Origin of the sequence: Actinopolyspora sp. BKK2, assembly GCF_011291845.1 — a bacterium.
Taxonomy (GTDB): Bacteria; Actinomycetota; Actinomycetes; order Mycobacteriales; family Pseudonocardiaceae; genus Actinopolyspora; species Actinopolyspora saharensis.
In genome coordinates, this window is the sequence record NZ_JAANTE010000002.1 from 380,821 (window position 1) to 395,668 (window position 14,848).

Sequence of the window (14,848 nt, forward strand, 5' to 3'; positions counted from 1 at the left end):
GGCGATCCAGGGCAACGCGTGGCTGATCATCGCGATACCGCTGCTCGGTGCGGCTGTGCTGCTGCTGGCAGGCAAGCGCGCCGACGGATGGGGGCACCTGCTCGGCTGTGCCACGGTGATCGCCTCCTTCGGGTACTCCCTGGCCCTGTTCTCCTCCGCCGCGGGCGGGGAAGCGGCGGCCCGCTCGGTGCACCTGTTCTCCTGGATCCCCGTCAACGCCCTGAGCGTGGACTTCGGACTCCGGATCGACCCGCTGTCGCTGGTCTTCGTGCTGCTGATCACCGGGGTCGGTGCGCTGATCCACATCTACTCGATCGGCTACATGGCGCACGATCAGCAGGGCAGGTCCGGAAGCGCCAACACCGAGCGCCGCCGGTTCTTCGGCTACCTCAACCTGTTCGTCGCGGCGATGCTGATCCTGGTGCTCGGCAACAGCTTCGTCACGCTGTACCTGGGTTGGGAGGGCGTGGGACTCGCCTCCTACCTGCTGATCGGGTTCTGGCAGCAGCGGGCCTCGGCCGCGGGGGCGGCCACCAAGGCGTTCGTCATGAACCGGGTCGGCGACGTCGGCCTGGCGCTGGCGATCTTCCTGATGTTCGCCCACCTCGGAACCACGCGGTACTCCGAGGTCTTCGCGCGCGCCGGTGAGCTGCCCGCGGGGGTGCTGCTGGCCATCGCCCTGTTGCTGCTGCTCGGTGCCTGCGGCAAGTCCGGCCAGGTTCCGCTGCAGGCCTGGCTCCCCGACGCGATGGAGGGCCCGACCCCGGTCTCGGCGCTGATCCACGCGGCGACGATGGTCACCGCCGGTGTCTACCTGATCGCCAGGGCCAACCCGCTCTACAGCCTGACCGGGACGGGGCAGCTGGTCGTGGCGCTGGTCGGAGCGGTGACCCTGCTGGTCGGTTGCGTGATCGGTTGCGCCTACGACGACATCAAGAAGGTGCTGGCCTACTCCACGGTCAGCCAGATCGGTTACATGATGCTCGCCGTCGGACTGGGGCCGGCCGGCTACGCGCTGGGCATCATGCACCTGCTCACGCACGGCTTCTTCAAGGCGGGGCTGTTCCTCGGGGCGGGCTCGGTCATGCACGGCATGAACGACGAGGTGAACATGCGCCGCTTCGGCGGGCTGTACCGCTACATGCCCGTTACCTTCGTCACCTTCGGGCTCGGGTACCTGGCGCTGATCGGTTTCCCGTTCCTGTCCGGGTACTACTCCAAGGAGGCGATCGTCTCCGCGGCCTTCGAAGCGCCGGGATGGCAGGGCTGGGCGCTCGGCGGTGCCGCCGTGCTCGGCGCGGGGCTGACCGCCTTCTACATGACCCGCCTGATGCTGATGACCTTCTTCGGCGAGCGGCGCTGGGAGAACCGCACCACCGCGGACGGCAGGTCGTTCCACCCGCACGAGTCCCCGCCGGTGATGACCGGCCCCATGATCGTGCTGGCCGTCGGCTCCGTCGCGGCTGGCCTGGTGTTCACCAGGGGGGAAATGCTGGTGGACTTCCTCTCCCCGGCTCTCGGGGAGGCGCCCGAGGGGCACGCGGTTCTGCCGCACTCGGTGATCCCGGTGCTGACGCTGGGGCTCTCCGCGCTCGGTGTGCTGCTGGCCTGGCTGGTGGTCGGACGCGGCCCCGTCTCCGAGACCCGCCCGCAGCGGGTGTCGCCGCTGGTCCGCGCGGCCCGCGCCGACCTGTACGGCAACGCGCTGAACCGCGCCGTGGCCGTGCGCCCGACCGTGGGGCTGGCCGACGGTCTGGCCCGGTTCGACCGCGCCGGGGTCGACGGCGCGGTCAACGGGGTGGCCTCGACGTTCGGCGCCACTTCGCAGGTGCTGCGCCGGTGGCAGACGGGATTCGTCCGGTCCTACGCGATGTCCATGTTGGTCGGCGGTGTCCTGCTGGTCGCCGCCCTGCTCTCGGTGGGGACCCCATGACGGTGATCCGCCGGTCGAATCCACGCGAAATAGCCGGAGAAGAGGGGACGCGATGAACCTGCTCCTCGCGCTGATCCTGTTGCCGCTGCTCGGCGCGGTGGTCGTCGCGCTGCTGCGCGGCAACGAGCGCGCGGCGAAACCGGTCGCGCTGGTCTGCGCACTGCTCGAGATCGTGCTCGCCGCCGCGGCGTGGGTGGTCCACGAGCCGGGCGGCGCGCGGATGCAACTCGCCGGTTCGGTGGAATGGATCCCGCACTACGGGGTGAGCCTGTCCTTCGGGCTCGACGGCATCGCCCTGGTCATGGTCGCGGTGATCGCGCTGCTCGTGCCGCTGGTGCTCGCCTTCAGCTGGGACGAGCGGCTCCCCGCCGGACGCACGCGGGGAGGCTTCTTCGCGCTGCTGCTGCTCGAACAGGCCCTGACCGTGGCGGTGTTCGCGGCGACCGACGTCTTCGTGTTCTACGTGCTGTTCGAGATCATGCTGATCCCGATGTACTTCCTCATCGGAGGTTACGGGGGGCAGCGACGGCAGTACGCCGCGATGAAGTTCTTCCTGTACTCCTTCCTCGGTGGCCTGATCATGCTGGCCTCCGCGATCGGCGCCTACGCCTACGCGGCCGAGACCACCGGGGTCGGAACCTTCGACTGGGCGACGCTGCGGACGGTCCTCGCCGACGCCCCGACCGAGGTGCAGGTGTGGATCTTCCTCGGCTTCTTCGCCGCCTTCGCGATCAAGGCCCCGCTGGTTCCGCTGCACACCTGGCTGCCCGACGCGGCGGAGCAGGCCCCGATCGGGGTGGTCGTCCTCGTGGTCGGGGTGCTCGACAAGGTCGGCACCTTCGGCTTCCTGCGCTACAGCCTGCCGCTGGCCCCGGACGCCTCCCAGCTGCTGGCCCCGCTGGTGCTCACGCTGGGCGTGATCGGTGTGCTCTACGGCTCGCTGCAGGCCTTCGCCCAGACCGACCTGAAGCGGCTGATTGCCTACGTCTCGATCGCGCACTTCGGGTTCATAGCGCTGGGGATCTTCGCGTTCACCTCGCAGGCCCAGGTGGGCGCGGCCTCGTACATGGTCAACCACAGCATCGCCACGGGAATGCTGGTGCTGGTGGTCGGGATGATCATCGCGCGCGGTGGTTCCACGCGGATCGCCGACTACGGGGGGATGGCGGGGGCGACCCCGCTGCTCGGGGGGATGCTGCTGATCGCGGGACTGAGCACCCTCTCCCTGCCGGGGACCAACTCCTTCATCAGCGAGTTCCTGGTGCTGATCGGCTCGTTCGCCACCAGGCCCGTCTTCACGACCCTGGCCACGCTCGGGCTGGTGCTGGCAGCCGCCTACGTGCTGCGCCTGTACCAGCGCGTCATGCAGGGGCCGCCCTCGGGAACGGCGGTGCTCGACGCGGTCGGCGGTCCCGGAGCCGCGACCGACCCGGAAACCCTCCCGCGGGGCGACTCCGGAGGTGCGACCGCGCGCGGGAACCTGCGCGATCTCAGCGGAAGGGAGATCGGCCTGCTGACCCCCCTGGTGGTGCTGGTCGTGCTGCTCGGCGTCTATCCCGCGCCGGTGCTGGACGTGATCACACCGTCGGTGGAAGCAACGATGAGCGAGGTCGGCGTTACCGACCCCGTGACCTCTCAGGGAGGTAACTGAAAGTGGGAGTGGTAGCGCAAGCGGGAGCTGCTCTGCCCCCGCGCTCGGGAGTGCTGGCCCAGCAGTCCACCGAGATGCCGTCGATCCAGTACGCGGCGGTGGCGCCGCTGATGATCGTGCTGGGGGCGGCCTGCATCGGGGTGCTGGTCGAGGCCTTCGCCCCCGCCGGTCGGCGATGGCCCGTTCAGGTGGGGATCAGTCTGCTCGCCGTGCTCCTGGCCGGGGTCTTCCTCGGGGTGCACGCGCAGGGGATCAACACCGGGGCGACGACCCTGGCCGAGACCCTCGCGGTGGGGCCGGCCACCCTGTTCCTGTGGGGAACCCTGCTGGCCCTGTCCTTCGGGGCGATCCTGCTGATCGCGGACAGGTCGATCGAGCCGGGAGGCGCGTTCGTCGCCGAGACGAACAGCGTGCCCGAGGCGCGGGCGCCCGGGGCGACCCCGGCGGACGCGCCGGGAGCCGCCTCGTCGGCCGTGATGGAGCGCGCAGCCGGGGCGGTGGGGATGCGCACCGAGGTCTTCCCGCTGACGCTGTTCTCCCTCGGCGGGATGATGGTGTTCTGCGCCGCTAACGATCTGCTCACGATGTTCGTGGCGCTGGAGGTGCTGAGCCTGCCGCTGTACCTGCTCTGCGGGCTGGCCAGGAGGCGCAGGCTGCTGTCCCAGGAGGCTGCGGTCAAGTACTTCCTGCTCGGGGCCTTCGCCTCGGCCTTCTTCCTCTACGGGCTGGCGCTGCTGTACGGCTACGCGGGCTCGGTGCAGCTGTCCGAGATATCCGCCGCGACGGCGGGGAGCCTGCGCTCGGACACCCTGCTGTTCGCGGGCCTGGGCCTGGTGGTGATGGGGCTGCTGTTCAAGGGATCGGTCGGGCCGTTCCACCTGTGGACCCCGGACGTCTACCACGGCGCGCCGACCTCGGTCACCGGCTTCATGGCGGCCTGCACCAAGGTCGCGGCGTTCGGCGGGCTGCTGCGGCTGCTGCACGTGGCCTTCGAGGCCTCCAGCTGGGAGTGGCACTGGGTGCTGTGGACCGTGGCCGTGCTCTCCATGGTCATCGGCGTGGTCCTCGGGCTGACCCAGCAGGACGTCAAGCGCATGATCGCCTACTCGTCGATAGCCCATGCGGGATTTCTCATGGTCGGTTCGATCACCCTGACGGACCGGGGGCTGGCGGCGACGCTGTTCTACCTGCTCGCCTACGGCTTCACCACACTGGCGGTCTTCGGCGTCGTCAGCCTGGTGCGCACCTCCGAGGGCGAGGCGACCAACCTCTCCGACTGGGCCGGGCTGGCCAAGCGCTCCCCGCTGGTGGCCGGGGTGTTCACCTTCCTGCTGCTCGCCCTGGCCGGCATCCCGGCGACCAGCGGATTCATGGGCAAGTTCGCGGTCTTCTCGGCGGCGTTCTCCGCCGGAATGGCCCCGCTGGTGGTCGTCGCCCTGCTGGCCAGCGCGCTGGCGGCCTACCTCTACATCCGGCTCATCGTGCTGATGTTCTTCCACGATCCGGACCCGAACGGGCCGACCGTCAGCGTGCCGGGAGCTTTCACCACGGCGGCTGTCACGCTGGGCGTGGTGATGACCCTGCTGCTCGGAGTGGTTCCGATGCTGGCGCTGGACTGGGCGAGTGTCGGTGGCTTCGTGTCGTAGGGTGTCCCTCGCAGGGCATTTCCGGGGGAGACGAAGGCGACGGTGACGTGACCAGCCCAGTTGGTGATCCGACGAGCGGTGTGCCGTGGGAAGCGGCCACCGCCGTCGGCGGTTTCGACATTGCTGATTCGGCGCTCGCCGAGTCGGTGCGCGGGGGGATGGCTCAGGTCGAGCGACTGCTGCACGAGGCGGTGGACAGCGACCTGGACTTCGCGACCCGCGCCTCGCTGCATCTCGTGGAAGCGGGAGGCAAGAGGTTCCGCCCGCTGTTCACGCTGCTGGCGGCGGAGTTCGGCGAATCGGACCGGGAGGGCGTCGTCAAGGCGGCGGCCGTGCTCGAGATGGTCCACCTGGCCACGCTCTACCACGACGACGTGATGGACGAGGCGACCATGCGGCGCGGCGCGACCAGTGCCAACGCGCGGTGGGACAACTCGGTGGCCATCCTCACCGGCGACTTCCTCTTCGCGCAGGCCTCCCGGATCGCGGCCGATCTCGGCGGGGACGCGGTGCGCTCCCTGGCGCGAACCTTCGAGTCGCTGGTGACCGGCCAGATGCGGGAGACCGTGGGAGCCGAGTCGGACGACGGTCTCGTGGACCACTACCTGGAGGTGATCTACGAGAAGACCGGATCGCTGATCGCCACCTGCGGGCGCTTCGGGGCCATGTTCGCGGGGCTCGATGCGGAGCGGGTCGAAGTGCTGGAGAACGTCGGCAAGATCGTGGGCACGGCGTTCCAGATATCCGACGACATCATCGACATCGCCTCCCCGCCCGACGAGTCGGGCAAGACGCCGGGCACGGACCTCAGAGAGGGAGTGCGCACGCTTCCGATGCTGTGCGAGCTCACCGAACCCGACGCCGATCCCCGGCTGCGCGAGCTGCTCTCGGGGACCCTCGAGACGGACGACGACGTGCAGGAGGCGCTGCGCGGGCTGCGCGACTCGGTCGGTTTGAAACGAGCTCGTGAGACCCTGGACGAGTACGCCGAGCGGGCCAACGCGGAGCTGGCCCGACTGCCGGATTCCCCGCCGCGTGACGCGCTCTACGCCCTGGTCGACTACGTGGTGGCTCGTACCCGGTGAGTTGACGCTGCGCACCTCCGGCTACCGCGCAGGGGTGCACCGCGGTCATACTCGTGTCCCGGCAGCGTCGCGAGAGAAAGGACCGCAGCGGTGACGTGGCTGTTTACCCAGGTCTGGTTGTGGAGCTTCGCAGGCTTCCTGTGCGGTGTGGGGCTGACCTGGCTGCTGTTCGTCCGCCCCGCCCATCGCCAGCTCAGGCAGCTGCGCGAGCGGCAACGAGCGGCCGAGTGGGACGCGACGGGTCCGGCCGAGCGCGCGGAGGACGACGCCTTCCCGCGGGAGGAGTCCGACACGGCCGTGTGGGACCTGCTGGACGTGGACTCCGCGGACGATGCGGCCTTCGGGGGACCTGCCGGGGACCGGCCGTTCCGCGTGTCCGGCACCGCGGAGCGGAGCGTGGCGGGGAGCTCGGTGGAGGAGAGCTCCGCCGAGCAGTCGAGCGCGCAGCCCCCGGACGATGGGCGCGGACGCTGGATGGAGGTCGCCGCCGGTGACTTCGGTGGCCAGGCCTTCGCCGCCGAGCACACCGGTGCGCAACCGGGGCGGGGTGAGCAGGAGCTCGCGTCCACGGCCACGGAGTGGCAGCCCGTCCAGGAAACCCCGGGGACGGCGGATGGACCCCCCGTGGAGGACGCCGAGCTGCGGTTGGAACGGGACCGCGAGACCACCCCGAACCTTCCTCGGGCCTCCGTGAGCAGGGAGGAACGTGCCGATCCGCCCACGGCGCCCGCCGAGTTGGCCCCGGGGGCCGAGCTCGCGGGCGCGGACCGGGAGAACACGTGGTTCGCCGCCTCGGAATTCGACATGTACGACACCGACAGCGTCGAGCAGTCGCAGCCCGAATCCCCCGCGGTCGACGCGGCCCCGCGATGGAACGAATCGGCCCCGGCGACGGGGGGTGCGCACGACGAATCGACGGAGACGCTCGCGGCACCCGAGCGGAAGGAGTCCGAGGGCGAGCTGACCGGCAGGCTCCGCTCGCTGTTCGAACCGCTCGCCGCCCCGGGGATCGAACCGGACCGGGAAGGGGTCGAGCTCCCGGGGCACACCCCCGCTGCGGAGGAGGAGACGTCCGCGGGGGAGCCCGAGCGCTCCGCTGAACAGCCCCCGGAGCACGGCAGTGCGGAGCCGGCGGAAGGGAACGCGGCCGACTCGGTGGGCGAATCCGGCACCGCGGAGGAAACCGGTGCGGGCGAGGATCTGCCCAGGCGGGTTCCGGGAAGCACCGACAGGCCGGGGACCCCGCCCAACGCCCGCCCGGTGATGACGGGCAGAGTGCTCGACATACCCGAGGACGCCGCCGTCGCCCCGACGCTGGGACGCCCTCCGAACTCCGAGCAGACGGGCGAGGGGAACTCGACCGCCGGTGACCGCCCCCAGGAGTGGTACCCGGACGAGCAACTTCCCGACCAGGAACGACCGGACGCGAGCTACACGGTCAAGGGCCAGTTCGGCTCCCGGCAGTACCACACCCCCGACTCGCCGTACTTCGACCACGTGGTCGCCGAGGTCTGGTTCCGCAGTGCTGCCGATGCGGAGCAGGCGGGTTTTGAGCCCTGGGACTCCCATTCGGAGTGAGCGGCTCAGCTTGCGTAGGTGTTTCCGTGGCGGAACCTCTCGCGGGCTCTCGCTCCGGGAGGCCCGACATCGGGTAGCGACCTACACAACGTCGGGCCTTCCTCGCGAGAGCACCACGAGAGAACCCGCGGCGGTGCCGGTTGCTCAGGCTCGTAAGCGCCTGCGTTGGATGGAGCCCTTCTTCCGGAAGTTCCTGGCGGGAGTTCATCTGCTCGGTTTGCTCGGCGGTGCGGGTAGTGGGACGTCTCGCGTGAAACGTCCCACCGTTTTCGGGGAAGTCAGGCCTGCGGCGGGCGGTCGAGCAGGCGGGAGAGCACCACGGTGGAGACGGTCCTGTTGATGAACTCCACGGCGCGCAACCGCTCCAGCGCCGTCTCCAGGTGGTGGATGTCGGCGGCGCGCAGGTGCACGATCGCGTCCGCCTCTCCCGAGACGGTGTAGGCGCGGACGACCTCGGGAAGCGGTTCCAACCCGGCCAGCAGCCTCTCGGTCGGCACGTTCCCGTGGCAGTGCACCTCCACGAAGGCCTCGGTCCCCCAGCCGAGGGCCTCCGGGTCAACCACGGCGGTGAAGCCCTGCAGGATGCCCGTGTCGAGCAGCTTGTCCACGCGCCTCTTCACGGCCGGGGCGGAGAGGCCGACCTCGTGGCCGATCTCGGCGTAACTGGCTCGGGCATCCGTGACGAGTTGCGAAACGATTCGCTGGTCCAGGGGGTCCATGTGCAACATTCTGCCGCATCCACCGCAATGAAGGCGCATTGAATGCAGTGGTGAACGAGGATTAGATTGCGAATCATGTCGGTGCCCACTACCGCTGTGCCCAACGCCGTCCCCCGAGCCGAGGACGACGCCGTCCTCGCCACCCGGCGTCACTACGTGATGTGCCCACCCGAGCACTTCGCGGTGGAGTACTCCATAAACCCGTGGATGGATCCGAACGCGCCCGTGGACACCGAGCTGGCGATGGCCCAGTGGCGTGCGCTGAAGGACATCTACCTGAACCTGGGGCACACGGTGGAGACCGTTCCGCCCCAGCCCGGCCTGCCGGACATGGTGTTCTCCGCGAACTCGGCCACCGTCATCGAGGGGAAGGTGCTCGGGGCTCGTTTCCGCTCCGCGGAGCGCGCCCCGGAGGCGGAGCACTTCCGTCGCTGGTTCTCCACCGAGGGGTACCGGGACCTGGTGATGCCCTCCAGCATCAACGAGGCGGAGGGCGACTTCGCCTGGACGGGGCAGCTGCTGCTCGCGGGCAGTGGTTTCCGGACCGACCCGGGCGCGCACTCCGAGGCGCAGGAGGTGCTCGGCGTGCCGGTGGTCTCGCTCGGGCTGACCGATCCTCGCTACTACCACCTGGACACGGCGCTGTTCGTGCTGAGCAAGGGCCCGCGCCCCCAGGTGGCCTACTACCCGGAGGCCTTCTCCGCGGGCTCCCAGCGGGTGCTGCGCAGGCTCTTCCCCGACGCGGTCATCGCCGATTCCGCCGACGCCGAGTGCCTCGGGCTGAACGGGGTCTCCGACGGCAAGCACGTGGTGCTGCCCAGCGAGGCGACCGGCCTGGCGCGCAGCTTGGAAGGGCGGGGCTACGAGCCGGTGCTGACCGACGTCTCGGAGCTGCGCAAGTCCGGCGGTGGCCCCAAGTGCTGCACAATGGAATTGCACGGGGAGTGACCCCGGGGGCGGGCCGACGTTCTCGAACGGGGGACCGCGCGGACGGCACCGGGCGAGCGGGTGGTGCCGCGTTGCCCGGTCCCGCCGCCCCGCGACGTGCCGGTCCGGAACGCTGCCCGGAGGCGACGACGCGGGCGGCGCAGCTCACTCCTCCAGCACGGCCTGGATGTCCAGCTTCACCTGAACGGTGGGGCCGACCACGCCGATCCCCTTGTTCAACAGCTGCTGCCAGTTGACCGCGAAGTCCTCCCGCCGCAGTTCGGTGGCGCAGTGGCAGGCGGTGCGGGTGCCGTTCCAGCTCCTGGTGCCGAGATAGGTGGTTTCCAGCTGGACCGGGCTGGAGTTCCCGCGCAGCGTGAGGTTGCCGCTGACCTGCCACTTGTCCCCGCGCAGCTGGGTGATCCTGTCGCTGCGGAAGTACAGCTTCGGGTGATTGGCGACGTCCAGGAAGTCCGCCGAGCGCAGGTGCTCGTCACGCATGCGCACTCCGGTGTCGATGCTGGAGGCGTCTATGGCGACCTCGACCTTCGACTCCTCGAAGGGCTCGCGCACCATGATGCGCCCCTCGAGGTCCCGGAAGGCGCCGTGCACCTTCGACATGCCGATGTGCTGGGCGATGAACCGTATCTCGCTGTGGTCCGGGTCGAAGGTCCACACGCCGGGTTCGGGCAGGGTGGCGCTCTCGGGGTCGCGCGTCAGCCGCACGGCACCGATGGAGGTGTGCCGGTTGGTGCGGATCTCCACCCGCGTGCCCAACCGCTGATAGCCGCCCGCGGTGACGGAGACCTTGTGCTGTCCGGGGGGAACCGTGGCGAGGAAGAAGCCGTACCCGTCGGTGGTGCCGACGGCGGCCTGCTGGTTGAGTCGGTTGACCACGGTGACGGTCGCGTCGGGGAGCGGACGATCAGCCTCGTCGTGCACCTGGCAGCTCAACGTCCCGCCGTCGAGAGGTGTCGGGGGCAGCGCGTTGCTCGCACCCTCTCGGCCCGGTTTCCTGGAGCGGGTGAAACCACGTTGACGCAGTTTGGACAAGACCATCCGAAAATCCTCTCCGCCGCCGGTCACCGGTTCGGTGTTCGGCGACAGTACACAGGAGCCCGTTCGTCAATCGTGAGCACGGTCGTCGGAGAAGTCCGTGCGGTTCTACGGGGTCATTACGAGACGAACCTTCAACTGATCAGTAGTTTAGTTTGCCGGGAAGGCAAAGATGATCGGTGGTGGTCGTGTTCACGATCGTCGGTGGTCACATGTGACGTGTTCGTCGTCGGGGGGCGCGGAACTAGGGGAGGGCGCACGACGTTGACCAGGTGAGTTCTCCGCGAGGTGCCCGGAGACGGGCACGAGCCTCGGAGGGCGCCCGCGGAGTCGGGGCGTGGACGGGGCCACCGGATCGGGTGGGCGTGGTTCGCGGTCCCGGTTCCGCCGCGGAGTACTCGCCGAACGGTTCGGAGTCCGGACGAAGGCGGGAGCACAGTGCACAGGCAGTGGAACGGAGTCAAGACGGCGCTCTTGCTGGGAGGCATGAGCGCGCTCATCGTGCTGATCGGAGCTCTGTTCGGTCGGACCGGGATGGTCGTGGCGCTGTTGGTCGCCCTCGGCGTGAACGGTTACGCCTACTTCAACTCTGCCAACCTCGCGCTGCGTTCGATGCGGGCCCGCCCCGTCTCGGAGGCGGAGCAGCCGGGGATGTACCGCATAGTCCGGGAACTGGCCACGTCGGCCAAGCAGCCCATGCCCACCTTGTACGTCAGCCCGACGAAGGCGCCCAACGCCTTCGCCACCGGACGCAACCCGCGCAACGCGGCCGTGTGCGCGACGGCGGGCATCCTGGAGCTGCTGGACGAGCGCGAGCTGCGCGCCGTGCTCGGTCACGAGCTCTCGCACGTGTACAACCGCGACATCCTGATCTCCAGCGTGGCCGGGGCGCTGGCCAGCGCGGTCACCTTCCTGGCCAACTTCGGGATGCTCTTCGCGCACTTCGGGGGCGATGACGAGGACCGGCCGAGTCTGGCCATGATGTTGCTCGTCTCCCTGCTCGGTCCGATAGCGGCCGCCGTGATCCAGATGGCGGTGAGCCGTTCCCGGGAGTACCAGGCCGACTCCTCGGGCGCGGAGCTGACCGGGGATCCGCTCGGCCTGGCCTCGGCGTTGCGCAAGCTGGAGCGCGGGACCCAGGAGGCCCCGCTCGCGGCCGAGCCGGGACTGGTCAGCGAGTCCCACCTGATGATCGCCAACCCGTTCCGCCCGGGTGAGCGCATGGCGCGGTTGTTCTCCACCCATCCGCCGATCTCGGACCGGGTGCAGCGCCTGGAGGGGATGGCTGGTCGCAGGCTGCCCTCTTACTGATCCGGTCCGGCCCGATCCCGGTCCGGAGGGGCGGGGCACCTCGCCGGACCACCCGAGCGGAACCGAGCGGATGCTCCGCTGCTCAGTCCGGTGCCGGGGCGTCGGCCACGCTCCGGGCCACCTCCATGACGTACTGACCGTAGCCGGACTTGGCCAGTCCGGCCCCGAGCTCGTAGCAGGCCTCCGCGGAGATGTAGCCCATTCGCAGGGCGATCTCCTCCAGGCAGGCGATGCGCACGCCCTGGCGGTTCTCCAGCACCTGCACGAACTGTCCCGCCTCCAGCAGTGACTCGTGCGTGCCGGTGTCCAACCAGGCGTAGCCGCGTCCCAGCTCGGTGAGCCTGGCCCTGTCCCGCTTCAGGTACTCCGAGTTGATGTCGGTGATCTCCAGCTCGCCCCGCGCGGAGGGGGTCAGCGAGCGCGCGATGTCCACGACCTCGTTGTCGTAGAAGTACAGCCCGGTGATCGCCTTGTCGGAGCGCGGTTGGCTCGGTTTCTCCTCCAGGGAGACCAGACGTCCGGAGGAGTCGGTCTCGCCGACCCCGTAGCGCTGGGGGTCGCGCACCGAGTAGCCGAACAGGGTGCATCCGTCCAGCTCGCGGGCGCTGCGCTGCAGCAGCTTCGAGAAGCCCTGGCCGTAGAAGATGTTGTCCCCGAGGACGAGGGCCACCGAGTCGTCACCGATGAAGTCGGCACCGATCACGAAAGCCTCGGCCAGGCCGTTGGGCTCGTGTTGGACGGCGTAGTCGATGTCGAGCCCGAGGTGGCTTCCGTCGCCGAACAGCCTGCGGAAGAGCGGCAGGTCGGCCGGTGTGGAGATCAGCAGGACGTCCCTGATGCCCGCGAGCATCAGCACCGACAACGGGTAGTACACCATCGGTTTGTCGTAGACGGGCAGCAGCTGCTTGGAAACCACCTGCGTGACCGGGTGCAGACGTGTTCCGCTGCCTCCTGCGAGCACGATCCCCTTCACGTGGCTCCTTCCGTCGGGTCACCGGCGGCGCCCTCGTCCCCGCGGCGGGGACGGTTCAGCGGGCGTTCGAGGTGTCAACGATAGTTCTCGAACTGGAGCGCCACGTCGAAGTCGCTGTTCTTCAGCAGCGAGATGACGTCCTGCAGGTCGTCCTTCTTCTTGCCGGACACGCGCAGCTGGTCCCCCTGGATCTGGGCCTGCACGCCCTTGGGGGCCTCGTCCCTGATCTTCTTGGAGATCTTCTTGGCCGTCTCCTGGGCGATGCCCTGCTTGAGGTTGCCGGTGACCTTGTGCACCTGGCCCGAGCTGATCGGTTCGCCCAGGTCCACGGCCTTCAGGGACACCCCGCGCTTGACGAGCTTCTCCTTGAAGACCTCCACGGCGGCCTTGCAGCGTTCCTCGGTCTCGGACTCGAGGGTCACGCTCTCCTCGCCGGCCCAGTTGATCCTGGTTCCGGTGCCCCTGAAGTCGAAGCGGTTGGCCAGTTCCTTGGCGGCCTGGTTGAGCGCGTTGTCCACCTCCTGGCGGTCGACCTTGCTCACGACGTCGAACGACGGGTCGGCCATGTTCAACTCCTCGCCTTCGGTTGCGCTTGTGGTGCCCGAACACGCTACCCGCCCCCCGTTGTGAAGGCGCGTCCGACGGTGTGTATGATTTGAGTACAAGCCAACAGCGGATGGCTCACAAGCCGGGTTGCCCGAGCGGCCAAAGGGAGCTGACTGTAAATCAGCCGCGCAAGCTTCAGAGGTTCGAATCCTCTACCCGGCACCATCGGCGAAACCGCCCTCTGACCCGCGAAAACGGGACAGGGGGCGGTTTTTTCGTGTACCCGGTCGTCCCCGGAATTCCCCGGGGTCACCCGGTCTTCTACGTACGATGCACGTACACGTGGCCAATGCGTGGCCACGCCGCGCCAAATGTGCGCCAAGACCTCGGCGGGACGCTCCTGCGGGGACGTCGCTGTGGTCGCCGCGGCCCGTGCGGTTGTAGCGTCCGCACATGCGCGTGTTGACCACCCCGCAGGAAGCTTTCGAGCGGGTCACCGGATTCGACTACCAGCCGTACTACGCCGAGGTGCCCGACCAGGACGGCGGGACGCTGCGGATGTCCTACGTGGACGAAGGACCGCGGCAGGGGCCCGTCGTGCTGTTGCTGCACGGGGAGCCGAGCTGGTCGTTCCTGTACCGGAAGGTCGTCCCGGTGCTCACCGGCGCGGGGCTCCGCGCCGTGGCCCCCGACCTGGTCGGTTTCGGCCGTTCGGACAAGCCGGCCGACCCCGCCGACCACAGTTATGCCCGCCACGTCGAGTGGGTCCGCTCCCTGGCCTTCGACGTGCTGGACCTGCGCGGGGTGACGCTGGTCGGCCAGGACTGGGGCGGGCTGATCGGCCTGCGGCTGCTGGCGGAGCACCCGGAGCGGTTCGCGGGTGCCGTGGCGGCCAACACCGGGATGCCCACCGGGGATCGCGACATGCCCGAGGTGTGGTGGCGCTTCCGCCGCACGGTCGAGAAGGCCGAGAACCTCGATGTCGGTCGGCTGGTCGAGGGCGGGTGCGCCCGGCCGGTCGCCGAGGAGGTCCGGGCGGCCTACGACGCCCCGTTCCCCGACGAGTCCCACAAGGCGGGGCCGCGCGTCATGCCCACCCTCGTTCCCACGAGCCCGGACGACCCGGCCACCGAGGCCAACCGGGCGGCCTGGCGGGCACTGGCCGCGAGCCGGATCCCGCTGCTCACCGCTTTCGGGGACAGCGACCCGATAACCGGGGCGATGGGCCCGGTGCTGCGTGGGAAGGTCCCGGGAGCCGAGGGGCAGAACCACACCACGCTCGAGAACGCGGGGCACTTCCTGCAGGAGGACGTGGGGGCCGAACTGGGCGAGGTCGTGGCCGAGTTCGTGCGCCGAATCCACGGGTGACGAAGGGGAGGGGTGGGTACGGCGCCGTGCCGTACCCACCCGCGGGCTTCGACCG

General features: G+C 69.4%; 12 protein-coding genes and 1 tRNA gene. 9 read left to right on the top strand and 4 right to left on the bottom strand.

Features of this window, described 5'->3' with window-relative positions:
• Positions 1-4 precede the first annotated feature (4 nt).
• The 5 genes from nuoL (at position 5) to G9Q41_RS05620 (ending at position 7,893) form a co-directional block, all read left to right on the top strand.
• Entirely contained in the window at positions 5-1,933 is a 1,929-nt protein-coding gene (nuoL, locus tag G9Q41_RS05600) for an NADH-quinone oxidoreductase subunit L (RefSeq protein ID WP_165632109.1), read from the top strand.
• Between the two features lie 52 nt (positions 1,934-1,985).
• Complete coding sequence (locus G9Q41_RS05605) at positions 1,986-3,584, top strand: NADH-quinone oxidoreductase subunit M (protein ID WP_092525809.1); 1,599 nt, start codon at positions 1,986-1,988, stop codon at positions 3,582-3,584.
• 50 nt (positions 3,585-3,634) lie between these two features.
• Positions 3,635-5,230 carry an NADH-quinone oxidoreductase subunit NuoN gene (gene nuoN / locus G9Q41_RS05610; protein WP_347567478.1) on the top strand — a complete coding sequence of 532 codons (1,596 nt, stop codon included), beginning with the start codon at positions 3,635-3,637 and terminating at the stop codon, positions 5,228-5,230.
• Between the two features lie 158 nt (positions 5,231-5,388).
• Positions 5,389-6,315, top strand: a complete 927-nt coding sequence (locus tag G9Q41_RS05615; protein ID WP_207630651.1) for a polyprenyl synthetase family protein — start codon at positions 5,389-5,391, stop codon at positions 6,313-6,315.
• 90 nt (positions 6,316-6,405) lie between these two features.
• Positions 6,406-7,893, top strand: a complete 1,488-nt coding sequence (locus tag G9Q41_RS05620; RefSeq protein ID WP_165631887.1) for a hypothetical protein — start codon at positions 6,406-6,408, stop codon at positions 7,891-7,893.
• 278 nt (positions 7,894-8,171) lie between these two features.
• Here G9Q41_RS05620 and G9Q41_RS05625 read toward each other — a convergent pair whose 3' ends face one another.
• Complete coding sequence (locus tag G9Q41_RS05625) at positions 8,172-8,612, bottom strand: Lrp/AsnC family transcriptional regulator (protein ID WP_165631886.1); 441 nt, start codon at positions 8,610-8,612, stop codon at positions 8,172-8,174.
• A 75-nt stretch (positions 8,613-8,687) separates the two neighbouring features.
• On the opposite strand from G9Q41_RS05625, the gene ddaH reads away from it, so the two are divergent.
• On the top strand, positions 8,688-9,560 hold the full coding sequence (gene ddaH / locus G9Q41_RS05630; RefSeq protein ID WP_175455144.1) for a dimethylargininase: 873 nt from the start codon (positions 8,688-8,690) through the stop codon (positions 9,558-9,560).
• A gap of 144 nt (positions 9,561-9,704) precedes the next feature.
• Here ddaH and G9Q41_RS05635 read toward each other — a convergent pair whose 3' ends face one another.
• The gene (locus G9Q41_RS05635) at positions 9,705-10,598 is read right to left on the bottom strand and encodes a YceI family protein (RefSeq protein ID WP_092525815.1); all 894 of its coding nucleotides are present in this window, start codon (positions 10,596-10,598) and stop codon (positions 9,705-9,707) included.
• Between the two features lie 435 nt (positions 10,599-11,033).
• Here G9Q41_RS05635 and htpX point away from each other — a divergent pair, with 435 nt between their 5' ends.
• Entirely contained in the window at positions 11,034-11,906 is an 873-nt protein-coding gene (gene htpX / locus G9Q41_RS05640; protein WP_092525817.1) for a zinc metalloprotease HtpX, read from the top strand.
• An 82-nt stretch (positions 11,907-11,988) separates the two neighbouring features.
• On the opposite strand, the gene rfbA is transcribed toward htpX, so the two are convergent.
• Both rfbA and G9Q41_RS05650 read right to left on the bottom strand, forming a co-directional pair.
• The gene (rfbA, locus tag G9Q41_RS05645; RefSeq protein WP_165631885.1) at positions 11,989-12,879 is read right to left on the bottom strand and encodes a glucose-1-phosphate thymidylyltransferase RfbA; all 891 of its coding nucleotides are present in this window, start codon (positions 12,877-12,879) and stop codon (positions 11,989-11,991) included.
• Between the two features lie 74 nt (positions 12,880-12,953).
• Positions 12,954-13,445: a YajQ family cyclic di-GMP-binding protein gene (locus tag G9Q41_RS05650; protein ID WP_165631884.1), complete on the bottom strand. Its 492-nt coding sequence runs from the start codon at positions 13,443-13,445 to the stop codon at positions 12,954-12,956.
• Positions 13,446-13,566: 121 nt separating this feature from the next.
• On the opposite strand from G9Q41_RS05650, the gene G9Q41_RS05655 reads away from it, so the two are divergent.
• Together G9Q41_RS05655 and G9Q41_RS05660 are read left to right on the top strand one after the other, a co-directional pair.
• Positions 13,567-13,650, top strand: a tRNA-Tyr gene (locus G9Q41_RS05655).
• Between the two features lie 228 nt (positions 13,651-13,878).
• Positions 13,879-14,793, top strand: coding sequence for a haloalkane dehalogenase (locus G9Q41_RS05660; protein WP_165631883.1), 915 nt, complete (start codon positions 13,879-13,881; stop codon positions 14,791-14,793).
• The last annotated feature ends 55 nt before the right edge of the window (positions 14,794-14,848 follow it).

Bases quoted from the DNA above. Each gene is read 5' to 3' on its own strand.
- G9Q41_RS05625 (WP_165631886.1), bottom strand. From the start codon at position 8,612: ATGGACCCCCTGGACCAGCGAATCGTTTCGCAACTCGTCACGGATGCC.
- G9Q41_RS05635 (WP_092525815.1), bottom strand. From the start codon at position 10,598: ATGGTCTTGTCCAAACTGCGTCAACGTGGTTTCACCCGCTCCAGGAAA.
- G9Q41_RS05605 (WP_092525809.1), top strand. From the start codon at position 1,986: ATGAACCTGCTCCTCGCGCTGATCCTGTTGCCGCTGCTCGGCGCGGTG.
- G9Q41_RS05660 (WP_165631883.1), top strand. From the start codon at position 13,879: ATGCGCGTGTTGACCACCCCGCAGGAAGCTTTCGAGCGGGTCACCGGA.
- G9Q41_RS05615 (WP_207630651.1), top strand. From the start codon at position 5,389: ATGGCTCAGGTCGAGCGACTGCTGCACGAGGCGGTGGACAGCGACCTG.
- ddaH (WP_175455144.1), top strand. From the start codon at position 8,688: ATGTCGGTGCCCACTACCGCTGTGCCCAACGCCGTCCCCCGAGCCGAG.
- G9Q41_RS05650 (WP_165631884.1), bottom strand. From the start codon at position 13,445: ATGGCCGACCCGTCGTTCGACGTCGTGAGCAAGGTCGACCGCCAGGAG.